Annotated in this window: 16 protein-coding genes; 14 read left to right on the top strand and 2 right to left on the bottom strand. The window is 52.0% G+C overall.

What is annotated here, in order from left to right; all coding sequences use genetic code 11:
- The first annotated feature begins 73 nt into the window (after window positions 1-73).
- Both DVH26_RS13325 and DVH26_RS13330 read left to right on the top strand, forming a co-directional pair.
- The gene (locus DVH26_RS13325; protein ID WP_239634166.1) at window positions 74-1,399 is read left to right on the top strand and encodes an ABC transporter substrate-binding protein; all 1,326 of its coding nucleotides are present in this window, start codon (window positions 74-76) and stop codon (window positions 1,397-1,399) included.
- Between the two features lie 141 nt (window positions 1,400-1,540).
- Window positions 1,541-2,494, top strand: a complete 954-nt coding sequence (locus DVH26_RS13330; RefSeq protein ID WP_239634167.1) for a D-2-hydroxyacid dehydrogenase — start codon at window positions 1,541-1,543, stop codon at window positions 2,492-2,494.
- A gap of 27 nt (window positions 2,495-2,521) precedes the next feature.
- Here the strand turns inward: DVH26_RS13330 and DVH26_RS13335 are convergent, their stop codons facing one another.
- Entirely contained in the window at window positions 2,522-3,358 is an 837-nt protein-coding gene (locus DVH26_RS13335; RefSeq protein ID WP_239634168.1) for a helix-turn-helix transcriptional regulator, read from the bottom strand.
- A 143-nt stretch (window positions 3,359-3,501) separates the two neighbouring features.
- On the opposite strand from DVH26_RS13335, the gene DVH26_RS13340 reads away from it, so the two are divergent.
- The 8 genes from DVH26_RS13340 (at window position 3,502) to DVH26_RS13370 (ending at window position 14,436) form a co-directional block, all read left to right on the top strand.
- Complete coding sequence (locus DVH26_RS13340) at window positions 3,502-5,292, top strand: alpha-L-fucosidase (RefSeq protein WP_239634169.1); 1,791 nt, start codon at window positions 3,502-3,504, stop codon at window positions 5,290-5,292.
- Window positions 5,293-6,228: 936 nt separating this feature from the next.
- The gene (locus tag DVH26_RS13345; RefSeq protein ID WP_239634170.1) at window positions 6,229-6,747 is read left to right on the top strand and encodes a MarR family winged helix-turn-helix transcriptional regulator; all 519 of its coding nucleotides are present in this window, start codon (window positions 6,229-6,231) and stop codon (window positions 6,745-6,747) included.
- A gap of 78 nt (window positions 6,748-6,825) precedes the next feature.
- Complete coding sequence (locus tag DVH26_RS37095) at window positions 6,826-6,957, top strand: hypothetical protein (RefSeq protein WP_275590470.1); 132 nt, start codon at window positions 6,826-6,828, stop codon at window positions 6,955-6,957.
- 235 nt (window positions 6,958-7,192) lie between these two features.
- On the top strand, window positions 7,193-9,454 hold the full coding sequence (locus DVH26_RS13350; RefSeq protein ID WP_239634171.1) for an AraC family transcriptional regulator: 2,262 nt from the start codon (window positions 7,193-7,195) through the stop codon (window positions 9,452-9,454).
- 297 nt (window positions 9,455-9,751) lie between these two features.
- A complete protein-coding gene (locus DVH26_RS13355; RefSeq protein WP_379460463.1) occupies window positions 9,752-10,594 on the top strand; it encodes an ABC transporter permease in 843 nt (280 codons plus the stop codon).
- Window positions 10,595-10,613: 19 nt separating this feature from the next.
- A complete protein-coding gene (locus DVH26_RS13360) occupies window positions 10,614-11,486 on the top strand; it encodes a carbohydrate ABC transporter permease (protein WP_239634173.1) in 873 nt (290 codons plus the stop codon).
- Window positions 11,487-11,539: 53 nt separating this feature from the next.
- Window positions 11,540-13,102, top strand: a complete 1,563-nt coding sequence (locus tag DVH26_RS13365) for an extracellular solute-binding protein (protein WP_239634174.1) — start codon at window positions 11,540-11,542, stop codon at window positions 13,100-13,102.
- 251 nt (window positions 13,103-13,353) lie between these two features.
- A complete protein-coding gene (locus DVH26_RS13370; RefSeq protein WP_239634175.1) occupies window positions 13,354-14,436 on the top strand; it encodes a Gfo/Idh/MocA family protein in 1,083 nt (360 codons plus the stop codon).
- Window positions 14,437-14,512: 76 nt separating this feature from the next.
- Here DVH26_RS13370 and DVH26_RS13375 read toward each other — a convergent pair whose 3' ends face one another.
- Entirely contained in the window at window positions 14,513-15,706 is a 1,194-nt protein-coding gene (locus tag DVH26_RS13375; RefSeq protein ID WP_239634176.1) for a nitric oxide synthase oxygenase, read from the bottom strand.
- A 144-nt stretch (window positions 15,707-15,850) separates the two neighbouring features.
- Here DVH26_RS13375 and DVH26_RS13380 point away from each other — a divergent pair, with 144 nt between their 5' ends.
- From DVH26_RS13380 to DVH26_RS13395, 4 genes are all read left to right on the top strand, one after another.
- Window positions 15,851-16,450 carry a TetR/AcrR family transcriptional regulator gene (locus DVH26_RS13380; RefSeq protein WP_239634177.1) on the top strand — a complete coding sequence of 200 codons (600 nt, stop codon included), beginning with the start codon at window positions 15,851-15,853 and terminating at the stop codon, window positions 16,448-16,450.
- A 187-nt stretch (window positions 16,451-16,637) separates the two neighbouring features.
- Window positions 16,638-17,849 carry an MFS transporter gene (locus DVH26_RS13385; RefSeq protein WP_239634178.1) on the top strand — a complete coding sequence of 404 codons (1,212 nt, stop codon included), beginning with the start codon at window positions 16,638-16,640 and terminating at the stop codon, window positions 17,847-17,849.
- A 369-nt stretch (window positions 17,850-18,218) separates the two neighbouring features.
- Complete coding sequence (gene abc-f, locus DVH26_RS13390; protein ID WP_239634179.1) at window positions 18,219-19,817, top strand: ribosomal protection-like ABC-F family protein; 1,599 nt, start codon at window positions 18,219-18,221, stop codon at window positions 19,815-19,817.
- A gap of 141 nt (window positions 19,818-19,958) precedes the next feature.
- A complete protein-coding gene (locus tag DVH26_RS13395; protein ID WP_239634180.1) occupies window positions 19,959-20,180 on the top strand; it encodes a hypothetical protein in 222 nt (73 codons plus the stop codon).
- Window positions 20,181-21,091 lie beyond the last annotated feature (911 nt).

The following is a 21,091-nucleotide window of genomic DNA, read 5'->3' on the forward strand; positions in this document are numbered from 1 at the left end:
TTTATGTTATTGTAAAAGGGTAATGGGAAATAAAGCGTTTTCTTAAAAAGGGGAATCGGGGAGGAATTATCGAATGATCAAGAAAGGTTTGTTAGTATCGACAGCGGCGCTGATCGCTCTTGCAAGCGGTTGCAGCAGCAAGCAAGAGCCTGCGGCTGCGGATACGGGAAAAACGGCGCAGCAGCAAGCAGTCAGCAACGAGCCCGTAGAGCTGGTGCTGTATTCTACAGCTGCCACTTCCGAAGAGGAAGTGCAGAAGAAATTTATCGATCCGGTAAAGCAGAAGTTCCCGAACATCACGATCAAATATATTAAAAAAGGAACCGGAACGACAATAGACGAAATGGTCGCCTCAGGCCAAACGATCGATATTTACTACGAGAGCACGAACTATTTTTATACGGTGAGCAATTACGATCTGGCCTACGATATGACGGATCTGATCAAGAAGCACAATATCGATCTAAGCGCCTTCGAGCCGACGATGATAGATTTTGCCAAGTCGATGTCCAAGAACGGTATTTACGGCTTGCCGGTGTGGTCACAAAACGTCATCCTGTTTTACAATAAGGATATATTCGATAAATTCGGCGTCCCTTATCCGAAGAACGGCATGACTTGGGATGAATTGCAGCAAACTGCGAAAACGCTTACGCGTACGGACGGCGACAAGCAGTATTTGGGCTTTGCTTCTTCACCGGCCCATACCATCAAAGCGAATCAGCTGGGGCTGACGTTCCTCGACCCGAAGACGGATAAGGCGACGATTCAAACGGACGAGAAGTGGAAGCAGCTGTACCAGACGTACTATGTCAATCCTTCCAACGATCCGAATTACAAGAAGGCGATGGTAGCGCTGAAAAACAAGCTTCCGTACAAGGATCCGTTCCTGAAGGATAGGAACCTGGCGATGATGGCTTACTTGTCCGATCTTGATTGGGCGAATTCGGGCTCGGAAGGCATGAACTGGGACATTGCGGCGCTGCCGTCGTTCAAGGATATGCCGACCATTGGTTCTCAAGCGTATCCTTTCTATTGGGGCGTAACCAAACAGAGCAAATACAAGGATCAGGCGATGCAGGTTATCCAATATTTGACGAGCGTCGAATACCAGACAAAGCAAGTGCGCAGCGGTACGATGACGGCGCTTAAAGACGACGCGATCAAGAAGCAGTTTGCCCAGGACAGCAAGTATAAGGACAAAAACACGAGCGCCGTTTTCTATCATCAATATGCTCCGATGCCGGCAAGATCTCCATATGAAGGGGATGCGCAAAAAGCTTACGAAGATGCGATTCATGAAGCGGCGCTGGGCGATACGGATTTGAATACGCTGTTCCGCAAAATTGAGGAAACGGCCAATAAAGCGGTTGACGCCGCCAAGGCCAAAACAAAATAATGGAGTAACGCCGCATTTCGCGCTTCCTGCCGGAATGCGGTTTTTGCTGTGCGGGGACGGCTGTTGCAGGCAAAATTTCGCCAAGACGGGTCGAACTTGCTCGCGTGGCGATGGTATAATATGGACAAAGGAGCTGATAGGATGTCCAAAATCGTGTGTGTTCATGCTTTGACTGACGAACAGGTGGAACGGATTCGCCAAACGGCGCCCGGGTGGGAGCTCGTTCACGGCAAAGAAAAGGAACTGTGGGCCGGCCATCTGAAGGATGCGGAAATCGTTGTGGACTGGAAGGAAGCATGCAAGACGGAATGCTTGCAGCCGGACTCGAAGCTGCGCTGGGTGCAAAACTGGGGCGCCGGAGTGGACCGGATGCCGCTCGGCGAGCTTGCCGGGAGAGGCATATGGCTGACCAACGCCAGCGGCGTCCATGCGTTCCCGATCTCGGAGACGATCTTGGCCATGATGCTTGGCTTTACCCGCAAGCTGCACTTGTCCATTCGGCATCAGCTGAAGAGCGAATGGAAGGGCACGGGTACGCTCGGAGAAATTCATGGCAAAACGATGGGGATTATCGGTGTCGGCGCCATAGGGGAAGAAACAGCCCGGCTTGGCAAAGCGTTCGGGATGCAGGTGCTGGGTGTCCGCAGGTCCGGGAGGCCAAGCGAGTTTGTGGATCGTATGTACGATAATGACGGGCTGGATGCCGTGCTGGAGCAGAGCGATTATGTCGTCGTGACCGTCCCGGCAACCGATGAGTCACGACATATGTTCGGCCGCCGACAATTCGAACGGATGAAGCCGACGGCGATGTACATCAATATCGGCCGCGGCGCAACTACGGATACGGAGGCCCTTATCGATGCGCTGCAGAACGGGACGATAGCCGGAGCGGGACTGGACGTCTACGAGCAAGAGCCGCTGCCCGATTCGAGTCCATTATGGCAGATGGACAATGTGATCATGACGCCGCACAATTCCGGGTCGACGGACCAGTATAACGAACGGGCGTTTGAGATTTTCTTGCATAATCTTCAAGAGTACGTGCAGGGCAAGGCTCCTTCGCGAAATCGGGTCGATTACGAGCGGCAGTATTAGGTTGTTTCATACAAGCAAGTATACATACTACTGAGGAGCACTCGGCCAGCCCCGGAATTCGGAAGGGGCGACGCCGAGTCTTTTTTTGAACGCTTTGGAAAAATGGAAAATATCGTGGAACCCCGTCGCTCTCGCGATTTCTCCGATCGTCATATCCGAGACGGACAGCAGCTGCTTCGCCTTCTCCAATCTTCTTTCGTATATGTAGGCCATCGGCGTGGTGCCCAGATGGTTTTTGAAATAACGGATAAAATAGTTCGGATGATGATGTATCAGCTCGGCGAGCTCCGTGACTGTTATATCGTTTGCCAGTTTGGAGTCAATATATTGAAGTACTTTGCTGAGCTTGTCGCTTGCCAGCGTGCCGGCCGTCTGGGGTCGGGCTTGAACCGCCTGTTCCACGTAGCAGGAAATGACGTCGAGAAGCGCCGCTTGGATTCGGATGGATCTGGCCGGTCCGTTGGCCCTCCTAGCCGCGATCAATCGTTCGAATGATGCAATGGTCTCGTCAGGCATACTGGCTGTAATGCAGTAAGGAAGCTGAAACAGGGAGAACAGGTTCATAAAGCTGAGATTCGAAGTGAAGTGGCACCACAGCATTTTGTAGGTATGATTCGGGTCCATGACGGAAAAAAACTGGGACAAGCCCGCTGGCGCAAACACGAGCTGCCCCGGCTGCGGAAACAGCTCCTGTCCTCCCACCATCATTCGGCCTTCTCCTTCGAGGATGTAATAGATTTTGCTGTAAGTCGGCGTGAAAGGCCCTTGTACCCAATCCGGCTTGCACTTGCTTAACAGCGAGATGATAAGCTCGACCTTCACTTCAGACAGAAAAAGGCTGATGGGCATCTCGTTTTGTCCCATATTGTTACCCACCCCCATAAATCCTACCTGCGCCGGGCAGCAGCATAGGTTAGTTTCGTACAAATTCACGTTAACCGCATCTATATGGATTATAACATATCGGACTTACAATAGAGGAGAAGACAAACTAACGGAGGTTTCCAATGGCACAACGAGATATGTATATGGATAACGCGGAGGCGGAAGCCGAGCTGAGTACAACCGAGCTACAATTTACTGGAGAAGCCCAGGACCGCAGACTGGCTTGGTGGAGAGAAGCACGGTTCGGGATGTTCATCCACTGGGGCTTATATTCGCTTCTCGGCGGCGTATGGAAAGGAAAGGAAGTGCCGGGCACATACGGCGAGCACATTATGCTCCGCGGACAAATTCCTGCGAAAGAGTACGAGACGATAGCGGAGGAATTCAATCCGGTTAACTATAATGCGGACGAATGGGTGAAAAGCGCCAAAGATGCGGGAATGAAATATTTGGTCATTACGGCCAAGCATCACGACGGCTTTGCGATGTACGATTCTCCGGTATCGGATTTCAACATTGTGAAGCGAACGCCTTACGGCCGCGATCCGATGAAGGATTTAGCCGAAGCTTGCCACAAGCATGGCGTGAAGCTGTGCTTCTACTATTCGCATTCGATGGACTGGCACCATCCGGATTCGCAGGGGAATACGCATGATTACCCGGGCAATATTGGAGCTTGGGACGATCTGGAATCATGGATCCATGACGAGGACAAGCGGACGCGATACGAGCGGTATTTGAATGAAAAAGCATTTCCGCAGCTGAAGGAGCTGCTCACCCAGTATGGTGACGTAGCGGTAATTTGGTTTGACTGCGGCCATAAAGTAACGGATGAGCAGGGACAGCGGTTCGTCGATTACGTACGCAGCCTGCAGCCTAACTGCCTGATCAACCGCCGCGTAAGGCGGGACGGCTTCGGCGACTACGGCAACTCCGGGGACAACCAGCTTCATATCCGCATTAACCGGAGAGACTGGGAGTCTATCCATACGATGAACAATTCGTGGGGCTACAAAAAGACGGATCATAACTGGAAATCCGTGAAAGGCATTTTGCACAACATGATCGACGTGTTCAGTCTGAACGGAAACTACCTGCTGAATGTAGGTCCTACGCCGGAGGGCGAATTTGACGAGAAGTCGAAGGAGATTCTGGCAGGCGTAGGCCGGTGGATGAACACGAACGGCGAGAGCGTGTACGGAACGACGGGCAGTCCGATCGGCAAGCCGCAATGGGGGCGCTGCACGGCGAAGGGCTCGAAGCTGTACTTGCACGTTTTCGATTGGCCGGCCAGCGGCAAGCTGATCGTTCCGGGCTTGCGCAGCCGCATTGCTAAGGCGTATTTGCTTGCCGACCCGGCGCAGGCGGAGCTTGAGCATCACCGCTTATCCGGTGAGGATGCCGTCATTTCCGTACCGGCATTGCCGCTCGATCCCGATGCGACAGTCGTCGTAGTGGAGATCGAAGGCAGCGTTGACGCGAATCCGGTGAAGCGTCTGCATAAGCAGGACCATTTGAATGTATTCGGAGCTTTCGACGGAGACATTCAAGGGGAGAAGCTTCGCTATGATACGGGCAAAGCCGGACGTGACGTCGTGACGAACTGGGCGGATGCGAACGACAGCATCAGCTGGACGTACCGGGCGGCGGAAGCGGGAGACTACGAAGTGAAGATCGTGTACGGCGCGGAGGAAGGCGCAGCGGGCGGCTCGTTCACGGTGGAGACAGCCGGGCAGAAGCTGGCGGGCCAAGTCGCTCCGAAGGGCGACGGCTACGAATTTAGGGAAGAGACGCTCGGAGTGATCCGTATTGAGCAGCCGGGCGAATACAAGCTGACAGTCAGCGCGAATGAGCTTACCGGCAGCGTGCTGATGAACTTGAAGGAAGTACAATTAGCGCCTGTACAGGCGTAATCGGGAACTCCACCGGACTTTGCTCTCAAGCGAAGTCCGGTGAGTTTGTTAAGAAACCAATGCAACTAAAATTTTTGCAGGGTATCCCGGTGGGGGACCGCCCTCCAGCCGCTGTTGTTTTCAGAGAACAATAAATTTGTCGCTCTTCGGCGGTATTTTTTTCTGAAAACAAAGGCAGACACTTAAGTGTTTTCCGCAGGAAAACTGGCTTCGTAAGCGGAGATACCTCAACTTCCTATTACATTAAAGGGCAGCTCACTTTATACCCCGATGGGGTATACACCTCAGCCGGGCTTACGAGGATCGGACAGGAGATCCGTTATTTTCTAGAATGATGCTGTTTTTGAGGTGTGATCGGACCGTGAGTCCGTTATTTGCTATTTTTGCCCCCCCAAAATGTGTATTATCGCGAAATAGCGGATCTGTAGTCCGATCGCCCTTCAAAAAGGGCCGTTTTGGGTATAATAACGGATCTACGGTCCGTAGCAAGGTGATCAACTCTTCCCAACGGATAGGCGATTGGATTCGCCCAATGAACTGTACACAGGGACAGCGGGATCCGACGATGGACCTCTTATTGGAACATGGTGTTCACTTGTAACGTTACAGCGTCAATGTCCAGATAACATAAGGAGCCTTATCGCTCCTTCTGGAGAGACCACCTAATCAGCATGTTTGGGTAAATCAGTTTATCAACAGCCTGATCGGACTTTGACTGCAAGCGAAGTCCGGTTTTTATCGGCTGCAATCTTGCAGCTATCCATTTTATTTCTTACTTGATTTATAGGAATTGTTGTGTTAATTTAGGTTCATACCCAATGGTTTGAAATCAAAATAAAACGGTTCGCCTACTGGATTGCCAATGGCCCCGAACACATTCAGCGTGACTGAGTGATGAACGGCGGCCTTTTTGTTTTGTTCGAAAGGAGAAGGAAGATGGACTCGATGCAGCCGACGACGCTGGAGCTGGATCGCCAGTTTCGGACGATGATACGCAAATTCATAGTAGAGCGGGATAAAATCGTGGTTAAGCAAACGCTGACGCTGCCGCAGCTGAACGTGCTGAGCATGCTGGACCGGGAGGGGCCGCTCAAAGCGGGGACGCTGTCGGATGAGCTTCATTTCTCTCCGGGAGCGATGACCGCGCTGTGCGATAAGCTGGTGAAAGACGGATATGTATCGCGGCAGCGTCCGCATAACGACCGCAGGATCATGCTTCTCAGCATTACAGCCAGAGGGAAACAGCTGCTGCAGGAGGTAGTTCCCATGCAAAAAGAGCATATGCGCCTTCTGTTTCAAGGCTTTTCCGATGAGGACGTCCGATGTTTGCTGCAGCTTAGCAGCCGGGTGTTTCAAAATCTGCACGGTTATTCCGAAGCGATGAAAAGACGGATCGAAGAAACTCTGGAGCCGCCCGGTATAACGGATGGAGAAACGGCTGCACAAAGCTCGTAGCGGGATCGATTAGGCAGGCTGACGGGCTCGATCAGCATCGGGTTCTCCTTCGGACTATTCAAAATTGGCGAAAGTGCGGTGACGTCGGTTGTTCCGCTGTATGAAACTCCGTATAGCTTCAGCGGGGAAATAAGGAAGGTTGTGTTCGTCACCTCGTCACCGCAGCTCGATGCGCCGGCTGCAGCGGAGCTGGAGCTGGTCACGGAGTAGCCTCAACCAAGAAAGCAAGACGTGCTAGTGACACCGTATCACACCGAATCATTTGTACGATCAACATCCCGATGCAGCGCACGCGCTGCCGGGATTTTTTTTATGGGCACAGGTCCAGGAAACCGGTACTACGGTCGGACACCGTTTCGCCACGATTCTACAACATCAGCCATTCGGTTGTAATAAAATAGAGCGGAAGGAACCATATCATCTTTGGCCGGGAGGAACGAATTGGATGAAAATGAGCTGGTACTACCGCATACTCCTGTCTTACGCTCCGATATTTTTTCTGGTTATTTCCGTGCTGATTTTCTCGTTTTTTGCGGTATTGAACAATTCGGCCCAAGAGCAAATTTCATGGACGGAAGAGGCTATTGCAACAAAGGTCATGCAGGCGGTCGATAACAATTTGAAGGCGGCCGAGCGCATGGTGATTAAGGATATTTACATGAATGAAGTGCTTGCCCCGTTTTTTCAGGAAAACATAGACCGGACGGTGTATGACTTTTTCCTCATCTCCCGCAAGCTGGACGATTTTTCGGCTATGCTGCCATTTTCCAATTCCATTTATTTGTACAACGAGCAAACGGGCAAAGTGCTGTCCCGAAGCGGACTGTCGAGCCTGGAGCAATTCGGGGACCGCGACTTCCTGCTCGATGCTTACCGGTCGGGACGCAACAGCTCGGGATGGAGCAGCCCGCGAATCTTTAAAGAGTTTTCGCATGAGGCCGGCGGGGAGCGCGTCGTCACCTTGTTCAAATATTTTCCGTTCAGCGGGGACAAGCGGGGGGCTGTCGTCGTGAATGTCCGGGTATCCGCCCTGCTCGGGTTCATCAAGGATTTGACCCGCTACGATACGGGGCTCATTCAGCTTTATGCGGAGAACGGTGCGTCATTCGATACGTACCAGCCTTCGCAGCAGTCCAAAGCCGCCTCCCCGGGGGAGCGGACTCCGGCCGTTTCGGATTATACAGGGTGGCATTACGTATCCGGCGCTGAAAGCGACAAAAAGCTGTCGTACCTCTCGTTGTTCCATGACTTCTGGATCATGGTAGGGCTGGCGGCGGTCATTGCAGGCATCGCTTGGTTTACTTACATCACCCATCGGAATTACAAACCGATTCAGGCTATCGCGGGCAGAATCCACGACTATTCGAAGCGCCGCAACGAGGAGCTCGTACGACACACGACTAAAGACGAGCTCAAGTTCATCGAATCGGCTATAGACGGCTTGCTGGAGAGGTCGAGCCAATACGAGCAGCTGTACAAGGACGATCTGCCGGTGCGCAAGAGGCAGAGGCTGGCCGAATGGCTGGAAGGAAATACCTTGATGAATGAAATGCAATGGAAGCAGGAGATGCGCAAGCTGCAGCTTCCGAGCGATTTTCACAGCATGCTTGTATCGGTGATGGAAATAGACAGGCATTCCGATTTCACGGCTGCTTATAATCCGCGCGATCAATACTTGCTGAAGTTCGCCGTCAGCCAGGTGCTGCAGGAAATAGCGGAATCGATGCGGGTTACGTTGTGGAACGAGTGGCTGGAGCCCCATCAAATGGCAGCGGTGTTCTATATGAGCGACTCTGACGAGAACGAACGTGAGCGGGCGATGGACTGTATGAGACAGCTCCAGACGTGGATCGATGTTAATCTGGAATTTACCGTGTCAATAGGAACCGGGACCGAGACACCGTTTTATTCGGAGGCTAACCGTTCTTACGATGAAGCCAGAGAGCGGCTGCTTCACAAGCCGTTATTTGCTTCCAATTGCTTTCTGGAGCACAAGGACTCCCGTCCGAAGGGAGAAGGACGCATTTTCCCCCATTTGCAGCTGCTCTCTACGCTGGCCCGCTCCTACCGGCTTGACGATGGTCAATGGCCGGTCCATTTGAACAAGCTGGCGCATTGCTTGCAGACCGGACAATTTTGCCAAGCGGATCTTCATCAAATTATGGATTATCTGCTGTATCAGTTTCATAAAGAGATGACGGAGCTGCCGGATGAAGTGCAGCAGCTGTGGGCTGATGAAGCGCTGCCGCAGCTGGAAGCGATATCCAATCACGCCATAAGCCTAACCGATTGGCATGAGAGGCTGAGCCGTGTCCTTGCAGAGCTAGAGCCCCGGATCCGCGAGACGAGAGCGGTGCGCAACCATCATTTGCTTATGAACAGAGTGAAGCAATATATCGAGATGTACTATGCGGACCCCGATTTGTCGCTGAACAAGTTAAGCGATCATTTCGAGCTGAATCCGCGGTATTTAAGCAAGCTGTTTAAGGAAGAGTTCGGGGAGAAATTCATCGATTACATGCTCAAGGTCCGGCTGGAGGAAGCGAGCCGCCTGCTGCTCCAAACCGAGCTGCCGGTGCAGGAAATTGCCGAGCGGGTAGGGTATCAGCACGTCATTTCGTTCCACAGGGCATTCAAAAACATGTTCGGTCTGCCTCCCGGCGATTACCGGAAAAAATCGGATTCCACCCGGAATACCGGCGAATAACCGAATGTTGCGAAATGGTAAAGCGGGGATGACAAAACGTTAAGAGGATAATCCTTAGCCTCGATGTTACTTTTTGCTAAGCAGCGATTCATGTAAATTGACCGTGATGCGAGCATTGCTTTACTGTGGATATACACCGCAACAGTCACAACTGATTCAGATGGGAGGAGTTGTATGTCCGCAATCGGCAGCAAGACAGCCGTTGAGAAAGCGCTATCCCGAACGGCTGTCAAGAAAAAAAGCTTCAGGTTTCTTGCAAATCAGGACTGGCAATTGTATGCGTTGTTATTTTTGCCTATGCTTTACTTCCTTGTCTTCAAGTACATTCCGATGTACGGAGTCACCATTGCTTTTAAAGAGTTCAACATGTTTCAGGGCATTTGGAAAAGTCCGTGGGCCGGGCTTGATGCGTTCCGCGAAATATTCCAAATGAGAGATTTCTACAAAGTGCTGCGCAATACGATGCTGCTTAACGTGCTGGACCTCGTCATATCGTTTCCGGCTCCGATCATCCTGGCGGTGCTGCTGAACGAGATCCGCATCAAGTGGTTCAAGAAGGGCGCGCAGACCATTTTGTACCTGCCACACTTCATTTCCTGGGTCATTATCGGAGGGATGGTATACCAGCTTTTATCTACGAACACCGGACTTGTTAACATCCTGTTAAAATCCGCAGAAATGAAAGCGATTCCTTTTCTGACCGAGCCATTCTATTGGGTTGCGACGTATATTGGGACCGGCGTGTGGCAAAGCGCAGGCTGGGGTACCATTATTTATTTGGCGGCCTTGACGGGTATCAACAAGGAGCTGTATGAAGCGGCGGAGGTGGATGGAGCCGGACGTCTGCGCAAAATATGGAACATTACGCTTCCGGGCATCAGGCCAACGATCGTTATTTTGCTAATCATCAATATTGGGCATATGGCTAGCATCGGATTTGAACGGCCGTTCGTGCTCAGCAATCCTCTTGTAACCGATGTGTCCGACGTTATCAGTACGTTCGTCTACAAGGTGGGTATTCAGTCGGCTCGGTATACGATCGCAACGGCTATCGGATTGTTCCAGGCTGTCGTCGGACTGATCTTCTTGTTGACTTCCAATTATATTTCCAAAAAAGTAACCGATCAGGGGATCTGGTAGAGGAGGGAGGAGGATTGTCATGAAAGTCGGACGGATGGAGAAGTTATTTGACGGACTTATTATCGCTATCGTTGCGGCGGCGTCCTTCCTTGCGCTAGTACCGATTCTTCACCTGGCTTCGGTGTCGTTAAGCTCCAATGCGGCGATCTTATCGAACAAAGTGACGGTGTTCCCGGTGGAATGGAGCACGATGGCTTATCAGACCGTATTTCGCGATGTAAAAATGATCAATTCGCTGCTCTTTACGATTATGCTGGTCGTTCTCTTCACGGTAATTTGTATGGTCATGACCATATGTGCTGCTTACCCGCTGACAAAGAAGCATTTGAAGGGCCGCGATGCGTTTTTGCTGATGATCGTCTTCACGATGTTTTTCAGCGGCGGTCTTATCCCTGAATATTTGCTTGTGAAAACAATGAAGCTGACCAATTCGATTTGGGCGCTGGTGCTGCCCGGGATGGTCAATGCCTTTTACTTGATCATTCTGAAAACGTTCTTCTCTTCCATTCCCGATGAGCTTGAGGAATCCGCACGGATCGACGGAAGCTCGCACTTCGGTACGCTAATCCGGATCGTGCTGCCTCTCTCGCTGCCGGTACTCGCTACGCTAAGCCTGTTTTATGCGGTCGGCCGGTGGAACGGCTTCATGGACGCCTTGTTTTATATAACCAATCAGGATTTATACCCTATTCAGCTTAAGCTGTATCAGCTGGTTATCTCCAATCAAATGAGCGATGCTACGGCAACCGAGGGAATGAATTCGCTGGCACCGGTTCCTGAAAGCTTGAAGGCCGCCAGTATCATGTTCGCAACGATACCTATATTGCTAGTGTATCCGTGGCTGCAGCGCTATTTTATATCCGGTATGATGATCGGCGCCGTGAAAGGGTAGAGACCCATTGAGGGAAAGTTCCAGTCCAAATGAGAAAAGGGAGTTGAATGAACATGCGTAAGCACCCATCATTCAAGAAAACGACAGCAGGCGTACTCGCCGTTCTCTTACCGGCATTGACGCTTGCGGCTTGCTCGGATTCCGGTTCCGGCACCGGTACGCAGGACGGGAAAAAAGGGGAGATGGTGACGCTCAAGATCGAGCTGTTCGACCGCGGCAATACGCCTCCGGGCGCGCCTCCTTTGACGGAAAGCTGGTTTGTCAAATATATGCAGGAGAAATTCGGCAATCCCAATAACATTAAGCTGGAGTTTGTAACCGTCCCTCGTACGGAAGAGGTGCCGAAGCTGAACGTGTTGATGGCGGCGAACGAGGCTCCGGATCTTATTTTTACCTACAGCGATCCTGCGGTACAGAACTGGGTGAAGCAGGGCGGACTGACCGATCTAGGCGATCTGATCAACCAGCACGGGCCCAATTTGAAAAAATATCTCGGCGAGCAGCTGCTGAACTATGGCGTCATTAACGGGAAGCAGTACACGATCCCGGCCAAACGGATCATCCTGGCGTCAAGCACGCCGATTATACGCAAAGATTGGCTCGATAAGCTCGGTATGCAGCCTCCTAAGACGACGGATGAATTTTATAACGTATTGAAAGCGTTTAAAGAGAAGGATCCCGGGGGAACCGGCGGCAAAGTCATTCCTTACGGCATTCGCTACAACAACAACCTGGACCCGCTTGTAAGAACATTCTGGAAAAAAATGACTGAGGAAGAATACTACACGCTGCCGGATTGGATGAAGCCTGGGCATAAGGAGGGGTACAAGTTCCTGAACAAGCTGTACAACGAAGGGCTGATCAGTCCGGATTTCGCGCTGGATAAGGACGGGAAGAAGTTCCAGGCGGATCTCGTGAACGGCCAGATCGGATTCGCGATTACGAATACGAACGAGCCGGTGTACCAGGCGTACTATTCGACCCTGCAAAAAAATGTGCCGAGCGCGGTCCTGCTGCCCGTCGATCCGTTTACGAACTATGAAGGCAAGCATGTCAAGCAGATTTATCATCCGTTATCCGCTCATATTATGGTTCCGAAGGCGAGCAAACGGGCTGTTGAAGTGATCAAGTTCCTGAACTGGATGTCGGACTACAATGTCATCTTCGATCTGCAAAACGGGACGGAAGGGGTTACGTACAAAAAAGGCGAAGACAGCGTTCCGATCTTCCTCGATACGGATGAAGCGAAAAAGGTCATGTACAATTACCTCGACTACAGCATGCTGATCAACGGTAAAGATATGGGCGATCCTGAGAAAACATTGAAGGCGAACGCAGCCGATCCGAAATATAAGGACTTTACGATGGACAGCATCAAGGTTGGCGATAACGACGGACAGCTGCCTGCAAGATACGACCGTCCGATCGAGGCGCAGATCAAATACAACCAGACGTTGAGCGATAAAGGCGTCGAAATTACCGTCAAGACGATTACCGCCAAGCCGGCCGATTTCGATAAGCTGTATGACGATATGGTGGCGGAATATATGAAGATCGGCGGCAAAGAAGTAATGGATGAGATGAAGAAGGTATATGCGGAAATGAAGAAAAAGTAAGCTATGAGGGGCGGCCGGGACGGGCCGCCTTTTGATTTGGGAAGGGAAGCAGGAATGAGATTTCCGCATGATGCCGGAAATGGTCAATAGTCTCACGGAGGCCAAAGTCGAACGGTGCCTGGCATTGCTATTAGTAAGTATTGAAATTTGCAGCATCCGGTGGGATAGTAGATAAGTGGACTACTATCCGATGGAGTTGCTGCTGCTACTTATTGTTGAGCAATCGTATCGGTTTATGGAGGAATAGCAGGATGGACAAAATCAGATTCGGTATTATCGGCGGCGGCTGGAGGGCGAATTTCTACCTGACCATAGCCAAGGTGAGCCCCGAGCGGTTCGAGGTCGCCGGCGTCGTTGTAAGGGATGAGGCGAAAGCCGCTGCTTTCGCCGAGGAATGGCATGTTCCGGTCTACGGAACATTGGACGAGCTGATCACGAACGGCTCTCCGTCGTTCGTGGTCGTTTCGGTCCCGTGGGCTGCCAGCCCCGGGATCCTGAAGCAGCTCGCGGAGCGGGGCGTGCCCGCCTTGTCCGAGACGCCTCCGGCTCCGGACCTGGCAGGGCTTACGCAGCTCCACGCGGAGCTGACGCAGCTCGGCGCCCGAGTGCAGGTCGCCGAGCAGTACCCGCTGCAGCCGCTGCATGCGGCGCGGCAGGCTTGTATCGCTACGGGCCGGCTCGGCCGCGTATCGCAGGTGCAGGTATCCGTGGCCCACGGGTACCACGGATTGGCCTTGATGCGCCGATGGCTCGGCATCGGCTTTGAGACGGCGGAGATTCGGGCGTTCGCCTACGAATCGCCTATCGTCAAGGGCCCTGGCCGGGCCGGGGCACCGGAAGCGGAGGAGATGGCGGTCTCGAAGCAGACGATCGCGACGCTGCGCTTCGAGAACGGGCAGCTCGGCATCTTCGATTTCACGGGAGATCAATATTTCTCCTGGATTCGCTCCAATCGGGTACTAATCCGCGGCGACCGCGGCGAAATCGTGAACGATACGATGACGTATCTGCAAGATTACTTGACGCCTATCGAGCTGCCGCTCATCCGCAAAAACGCGGGAGAGAACGGGAATCTGGAGGGCTACTACCTGAAGGGCATTATGGCGGGGGAGCAATGGGTGTATAAGAATCCGCTTGCTCCGGCAAGGCTTACGGACGACGAGCTTGCCGTAGCGTCCTGCCTGCTCCGCATGGACGAATATTTGCGGACCGGCCAATCGTACTACAGCTTGGCGGACGCTTCGCAGGACCATTATTTGAACCTGCTCATTCAACAAGCGATTGCGAGCGGGGAGACGGTAGTATCGGTTCGCCAGCCTTGGGCGGGGGAATGAGCGACCAATAAGCTGTTCACTAAAATAAAAGAAGCCTGCTCATCAAGAGCAGGCTATAGAGCATTTCCCAACACTCTTATGGGCGTTGGGAGCTCATATGAAACGGGCAGCCTTGAATGGTTAGCCCGTTTTCCTTGTTCTCAGATTGGCCGCTAGGAACGTCCACCGACTTCTCCTCTGCGGAGTACGGCAGCGGCTGGTACGAATAATTCGGACTCAGCTCCCGTTCCGTAAAGTAATAGTCCCAGATCGGCGTTGCCGTTGGGGACATGGGAGGGATGAGCCAAGACCATTTGCCGTTCACCTCGCGTCCGGCATCGGCTTCCTGCCGCTGGAAGCGCATGAACTGCTCGCTCGCGGTATGATGATCGACGATGCTGACGCCCCGGCTTTTGAAGGAATGAAGCACCGCGGCATTCAGCTCTACCAGCGCCCGGTCCTTCCACAGCGAAGCGTTGGTCGACCGGTCCAGCCCCATCAGGTCGGCGATGGCCGGCAGCTGATTGTAGCGGGTTACGTCCGACAGGTTGCGTGCTCCGATTTCCGTTTCCATGTACCAGCCGTTGAATGGGGCCGCGGTATATTGGATTCCTCCGATTTCTAGCCGCATATCGGAAATGATCGGAACCGCGTACCACCTAAGACCGAGCCCGGCGAAGCGCTCGATCGCAGGATGGATTAACGGTACCTCCAGCACAAGCTCTGAGGGGATCCTGAACCACTTCGGCTGCTTGCCGTCGATCTGCACGACTAGCGGCAAAACATCGAACGGTGTCCGGGCGCCCTCCCAACCGAGCTGAAGGCACTGCTTGGTAAATTCGACGGAGGCGGGATCGCCGACAATTCCGTCTTCAGTCTCATATCCGGCGTACCGGATGAGCTGATGGTTCCATATGCGAACGTGCCGGGCATGCGAGGCTGGAGCAAACACGGTGATCGACGGGCGTATGCGTCCGTTGTTCGTGGCAAAGCCGATATGCCGCATTAACGCTTGCGCGATGAGTTCTTCATCATCGAGCGCCCGCTCATCGAACACCTCAAGTGTAGGCCAGAACAGCCGGCCTATGCAGCGCGCATTATTTCTCCAAGCAGCCCTGGCACCGTATTGAAGCTCTTCGTATGTGTGCCGATACGTTCCTGTTTCTTCTACGCTATTGATAATTTCATCTATTCGCCGCTCCGCTTCCTCAGGCGTTTTGCCTAATTCCGCGCAGCAGGAACGGATGAAGGCAACGGCCTCATCCAGTACTTTTTGCTTATCGCTTGCCATGCTGCCATTCCTGCTTTCCGTCAATATATCGCTCGTCTTTACTATACTTCATTTTAGGCCGTTCAGGCTACTTTCAGGGTTTGACAAGCCACAAGACGGGAGCTATGATGATGGAAAACCGACCTGTAATAAGGAGTGAAAGGATTGCCGCGTAATGTCGAAAGAGACCTGGAGGCGCGAAAGGAACGGTGCCAGCAAATTTTGTCCGTTGCCGTAGAGCTTTTTGCCACCAAAGGTCTTGACGCAACCAAAATTTCCGATATTGCAGCCAAGGTAGGAATCAGCCATGGCCTTGTGTATAACTATTTTAAATCCAAGGAAGAAATTTATGCCTCGCTCATCAATATGAACCTGAACAGCTTGAAGGAGCATCTGGATCAAGTGGCTACGCTGCCGGCAGGGCCTCTGGAGAAGCTGTCTCTTCTGGCCGACAACCTGCTAAGGCACAAATGGGATGATGCCCTGTTCCATCAAATTTTCGTCGATCAGATTATGACATCGGACACGATTCCGGAGGAGCTGAAGCAATCGGTGCGGCGCGGCATATCGGATAACGTCGATAAAGTGGCCGACCTGTTCGCCGAAGGCCAGAGGGCCGGAGTCATTCTCGAGGGAGATCCGCGGGATCATTCGTTATTTTTTCTATCCTATATTCAAGTATCCACAGCATGCGAACGTCACGGTCTATACGTCAGGTCGAAGCCGGAGACGGTGATGAGGTATTTTTTGAATAAGCGTAGTTAAGCAGCAACAGCTAAGTCAATCGGACCTTTGGGCCGGTTGGCTTTTTTTGTGAACGTTTCAGAAAAATTTTTTATAACAAAATTCACAACTTGACTCAAAGTCAATTTATAGATTAATGTTGTATAGTAACCCGTCGCATAAGCAGATAAAGAGATAGGAAGCTATAGAAAAAGGAGAGAACCATGCGATGAATTCAGCTCAAAACCGAAAATCCCCGCTCATCCTGCTCATGGCGAACATGTTCATAGCAATGCTCGGGATCGGTCTTATTATTCCGGTGCTGCCCGAGTTTTTAAAGGAATTCGGCGCCGGCGGCAAGACGGCAGGATATTTGGTGGCGGCCTTCGGGCTTACCCAATTTCTGTGCTCGCCGATTGCAGGGGAATGGTCCGATAAATATGGACGCAAAATTATGATTGTAGCAGGCTTGGCCTTATTTACGTTATCGAACTTCTTGTTCGCCGCGGCGTCGGAAGTGTGGGTATTGTACTTGTCCCGGCTGTTCGGCGGAGTTGGAGCGGCAGCGATGATCCCTTCCATTATGGCCTATATCGCCGATGTAACCACTGAGGAAAAGAGAGGGAAGGGGCTGGGATTGCTTGGAGCGGCGATGTCGCTCGGCTTTGTTATCGGCCCGGGTATCGGCGGCTTTTTGGCGGAGCTCGGCTTGCGCACTCCGTTCTATGTATCCGCAGGGGTAGGGGCTCTGGCGATGATTTCTACGCTGATTTTCCTTCCGGAATCGTTGACTGCCGAGACGCGGTTGGCTAACCGGAACAAGGTGATCAAGCGCGAAAACATTTTCGCCCAGTTCTCCCAGTCGTTCAAGGCGCCTTATTTCATATTATTACTGCTGGTATTTGCCTTGACGTTCGGTCTGGCCAATTTCGAAGCGATTTTTCCATTGTTCGTCGATCAGAAATATGCTTTTACAGCCAGAGACATTTCGATTCTGATCACGGTCGGAGCGTTAATTGGAGCCATTATTCAGGCCGTTCTTATCGATAAGCTCATCCGCCGCTTCGGCGAACGAACGCTTATTAACGTAACCTTCCTGCTATCCGCGGCGTCGATGGTCCTGATGCTGCTGTCAGGTAACTTCTGGTATATTTTGCTTGTTACCTTGTTCTTCTTCACCTTTACTTCGATCATGAGACCTGCGATCAATACGCTGCTGTCCAAAATGGCCGGTGAAGAGCAAGGCTTCGTAGCCGGGATGAACAATGCTTACATGAGTCTTGGCAATATTTTCGGACCTGCGCTAGCCGGTATTTTGTTCGATGTCTATATCGACATTCCTTATTTGTTCGGCGCAGTGATTTTGCTAGGAAGCTTCGTCATCTCTTTCTACTGGGGCAAAAGAAGAGGCGTCAGAACCCAGGTTCAAAGCGAGATGTAATGAGAACCACCTAATGTGTTGAGGGCACATGCCCTTGACATTACTTTACAAACAGAGTAAGGTAAAACCAACAATGATTGAGAGGGTGACCTTTAAGCCGATGAAGTATTAATCCTTTTTCCAAGAACAAAATCATCGTTCGATACTAAAACGAAATGATGTTTCTGGATAGGGATACGTGTCGGCTTTTTCAGGTAAAGGAAACCCCAACGGTACTGCAGGTCTGCACGATGTGTGGACTAGGATTGATTGTTCCTTGTTAAGCTCAAGGGAACTGTTCAATGATGTATGCACAGTTGCGGTTGTCTTACGCATGAAAAGCTCGTTTATCGATACCTCCTGTCCAGAAATGGAACAAGGAGGTTTTTTATGTTATTGCTGGAAGCGAGACGAATCAAGCAAACGATCGGAGACCGGCTGCTGTTCGCAGCGGATATGCTTCGCATAGGAGAGCAGGACCGGATAGGCATTGTAGGGCCAAACGGTGCGGGCAAAACGACACTGATGACACTGCTCGCGGGAGGAGCGGAGCCGGATGAAGGAACGGTTGCAACGAAGGCGGCGCGGCAAATGATACCTCAGCTAAAGCAGGAATCGGAGCAAGGCTCGGTACGGAGCGGCGGGGAAATTACCTCGATGTACATTGAGAGGGCTTTTGACGCTATGCCGGACATTTTGTTCGCCGATGAGCCCACGATGCACCTGGATATCGAGGCGATCAAGGATTTGGAGCAAAAGTGCATCCGCTATAAAGGGGCGATCGTCCTTATTTCTCACGACCGGACCTTTCTGGACAAAGTGTGCAGCGTCATCTGGGAAATCGCAGGGCAGAAGATCACGGTCTATAAGGGCAACTATACCGCGTACTATGAGCAAAAGCAGCTGGAAGCAAGGCAGCACCAGGAGCGATTTGAAGAATATGTGCGGAAAAAAGCCGATCTGGAGCGCGCGATCCGTATAAAGCGGCATAAGGCGGATACGATGCTGAAAGCCCCCAAGGGGACGAATACGTCGGAATGGAGGCTGGCCAAGGATAAAAAGGGCTCGACCCAGGCGGGCGTTCATCAGTCGATTAAAGCATTGGAGACTCGGATCGAGAAACTGGAAAAGGTAGAAAAGCCGCGCGAGGCTGCTCAGGTGAAAATCGATCTTCCCGGCAGTCCCGCTTATAAAAATCAGACGGTCATCCGATTGGAGCGGCTCGAAGCCAAGGTAGGTTCTAGGCAGCTGTGGAAGGATGTATCACTTGGCATCCCATTCGGCGAGAAGGTTGCATTGATCGGTCCTAACGGCTCAGGCAAGACGACGCTTTTGAAAAAAATCGTGGCCCGTGAAGACGGCGTTGCGATCGCGCCAGGAGTCAAGCTCGGCTATTTCAGCCAAAACCTGGATATTTTGGACCGGGATGCTACAATCATGGACTGCGTTCTCGCATCGTCCGTTCAGCCGGATGCATTGGTGCGTACCGTATTGGCACGGCTGTTGTTCACAGGGGACGATGTGTTCAAGAAAGTAGGCGTGCTGAGCGGAGGGGAGCGGGTTCGGGTTGCTTTGGCGAAAATATTTTTGAGCGACATCACGGTGCTCATTATGGATGAGCCGACCAATTTCCTTGATATTGAATCGGTTGAAGCGCTGGAGCAGCTGTTTATCGGCTACAGCGGCACGATTCTGTTCGTCACGCATGACCGGATGTTCGTCGAACGGACGGCGACGCGAATCCTCGAGATTACGGCTGGCGCGATAGTCTCTTACGACGGTACGTACCGGGAGTATGCCGACAGCGGGAAGAAGCCGGGCGATCAGCGGAATGTTGACAGTGAAGAGCTGCTGACTGTCGAGATGAAGCTGACTGAGCTCGTGAGCAAGCTTGGCGAGCCGCTGCTTGCCGGTGAGAAGGAAGCGCTGGAGGAGCAGTTTCAGCGGATGGTACGGAGGCGGAAGGAGCTGCGGGCGAAGCTGCAGTAGCAAGTGGGTGTGGCAGGAGTATACCGGGATGATGGCTCTGTTGGCTTTGATAGAACCAGTGTAACCCCTTATTAGGGATCCTGATGGTTTGAATAGACAGAGTCAGTCAAACTAGTGGATCGTGGCAGAAGGGACCGTGACTTGCAGGACGTTCCGCTGCACGCACTGACACTGTTGACGCTATGGGAACGGACCGGAGTGGAAAGTACCTGGCAGGTTGCTCATGCCGTTCCTAAGTGTGTACTTCAGTACTGCAGACATTTTCCGAAAACATCGGGGTGGTGGGCAGACAATACCGTACAGCAGGCCGATCAGCAAATCACACTACTGACACTATCCGAACAAAACGGAATGAAAGACTAGGAATTGCCAGATAATCGATTCGTGGTTGGCCTATTAAGGGGATCGTATCAGAAAGTACCGTGCCGCGCTGCTGGATCAGCAAATCACACTACTGACACTACTCTAACAGACTGGGACGGAAGGACGAGAGTACCGGATAATGGAGCAACCGATCTTGGTTGGCATCAAAAGTAGTGGTTACCCGCATTGAGCTGATCGTACTACGACCAAATGGGGTTGACCTGCTACTATTGGTACAATATCGCATACATGAGCATGTCAGAGTGTGCCTTTGATACTATTTCTTAACGAATCGGACCGTAGATCCGTTATTTGCCCCAAAACGGCCCGATTCCTCAAGTGATCGGACAACAGATCCGTTATTGAGCCATTTTGCTGGCCCTTTCTCGCAAAAAGCTCCGAATAACGGATCCAGTGTCCGATCGGGGAGCATTTTCGAGGCAAAATCAGGAAATAACGGATTTCCTGTCCGATGAGTTTACAAACATTAGCTGCAGCAACAAATAGTCCGGATCACAGCTGTCCCATCATCGAATGTTACAGAACGGCAAGGGTCACGCTCACTCCTGAAGGGTAATCTTATGCCATAGGCCATAAGATTGGGAATCCCAGTACTGCCGAAGCTGCAACGCCGAATCTCCCAGGCCGCTGCCGCTTCCTTGGAGCTTTCCGCTCAAATCGGCCAACAATTACTCTCGCTATTCCGAACCGGCCGAACGGATGATTCGGTATCCAACCGAATGAAGGCAATTTCCAAACATACAATAGATGGTGTGGCATGGCTCAACTCCGTTATATTGAGCAGGCAACGCATTTGAGAAGGTCCCATCATTAGCATCAAACAAAGGGACCGCTGCTTCTCCCATTCGGCAGTCAGCCGGTATCGGATGGAAGGCAGAAAAGCGATGGAC

The sequence above is a fragment of the Paenibacillus sp. H1-7 genome, assembly GCF_022354825.1.
Taxonomy (GTDB): domain Bacteria; phylum Bacillota; class Bacilli; order Paenibacillales; family NBRC-103111; genus Paenibacillus_S.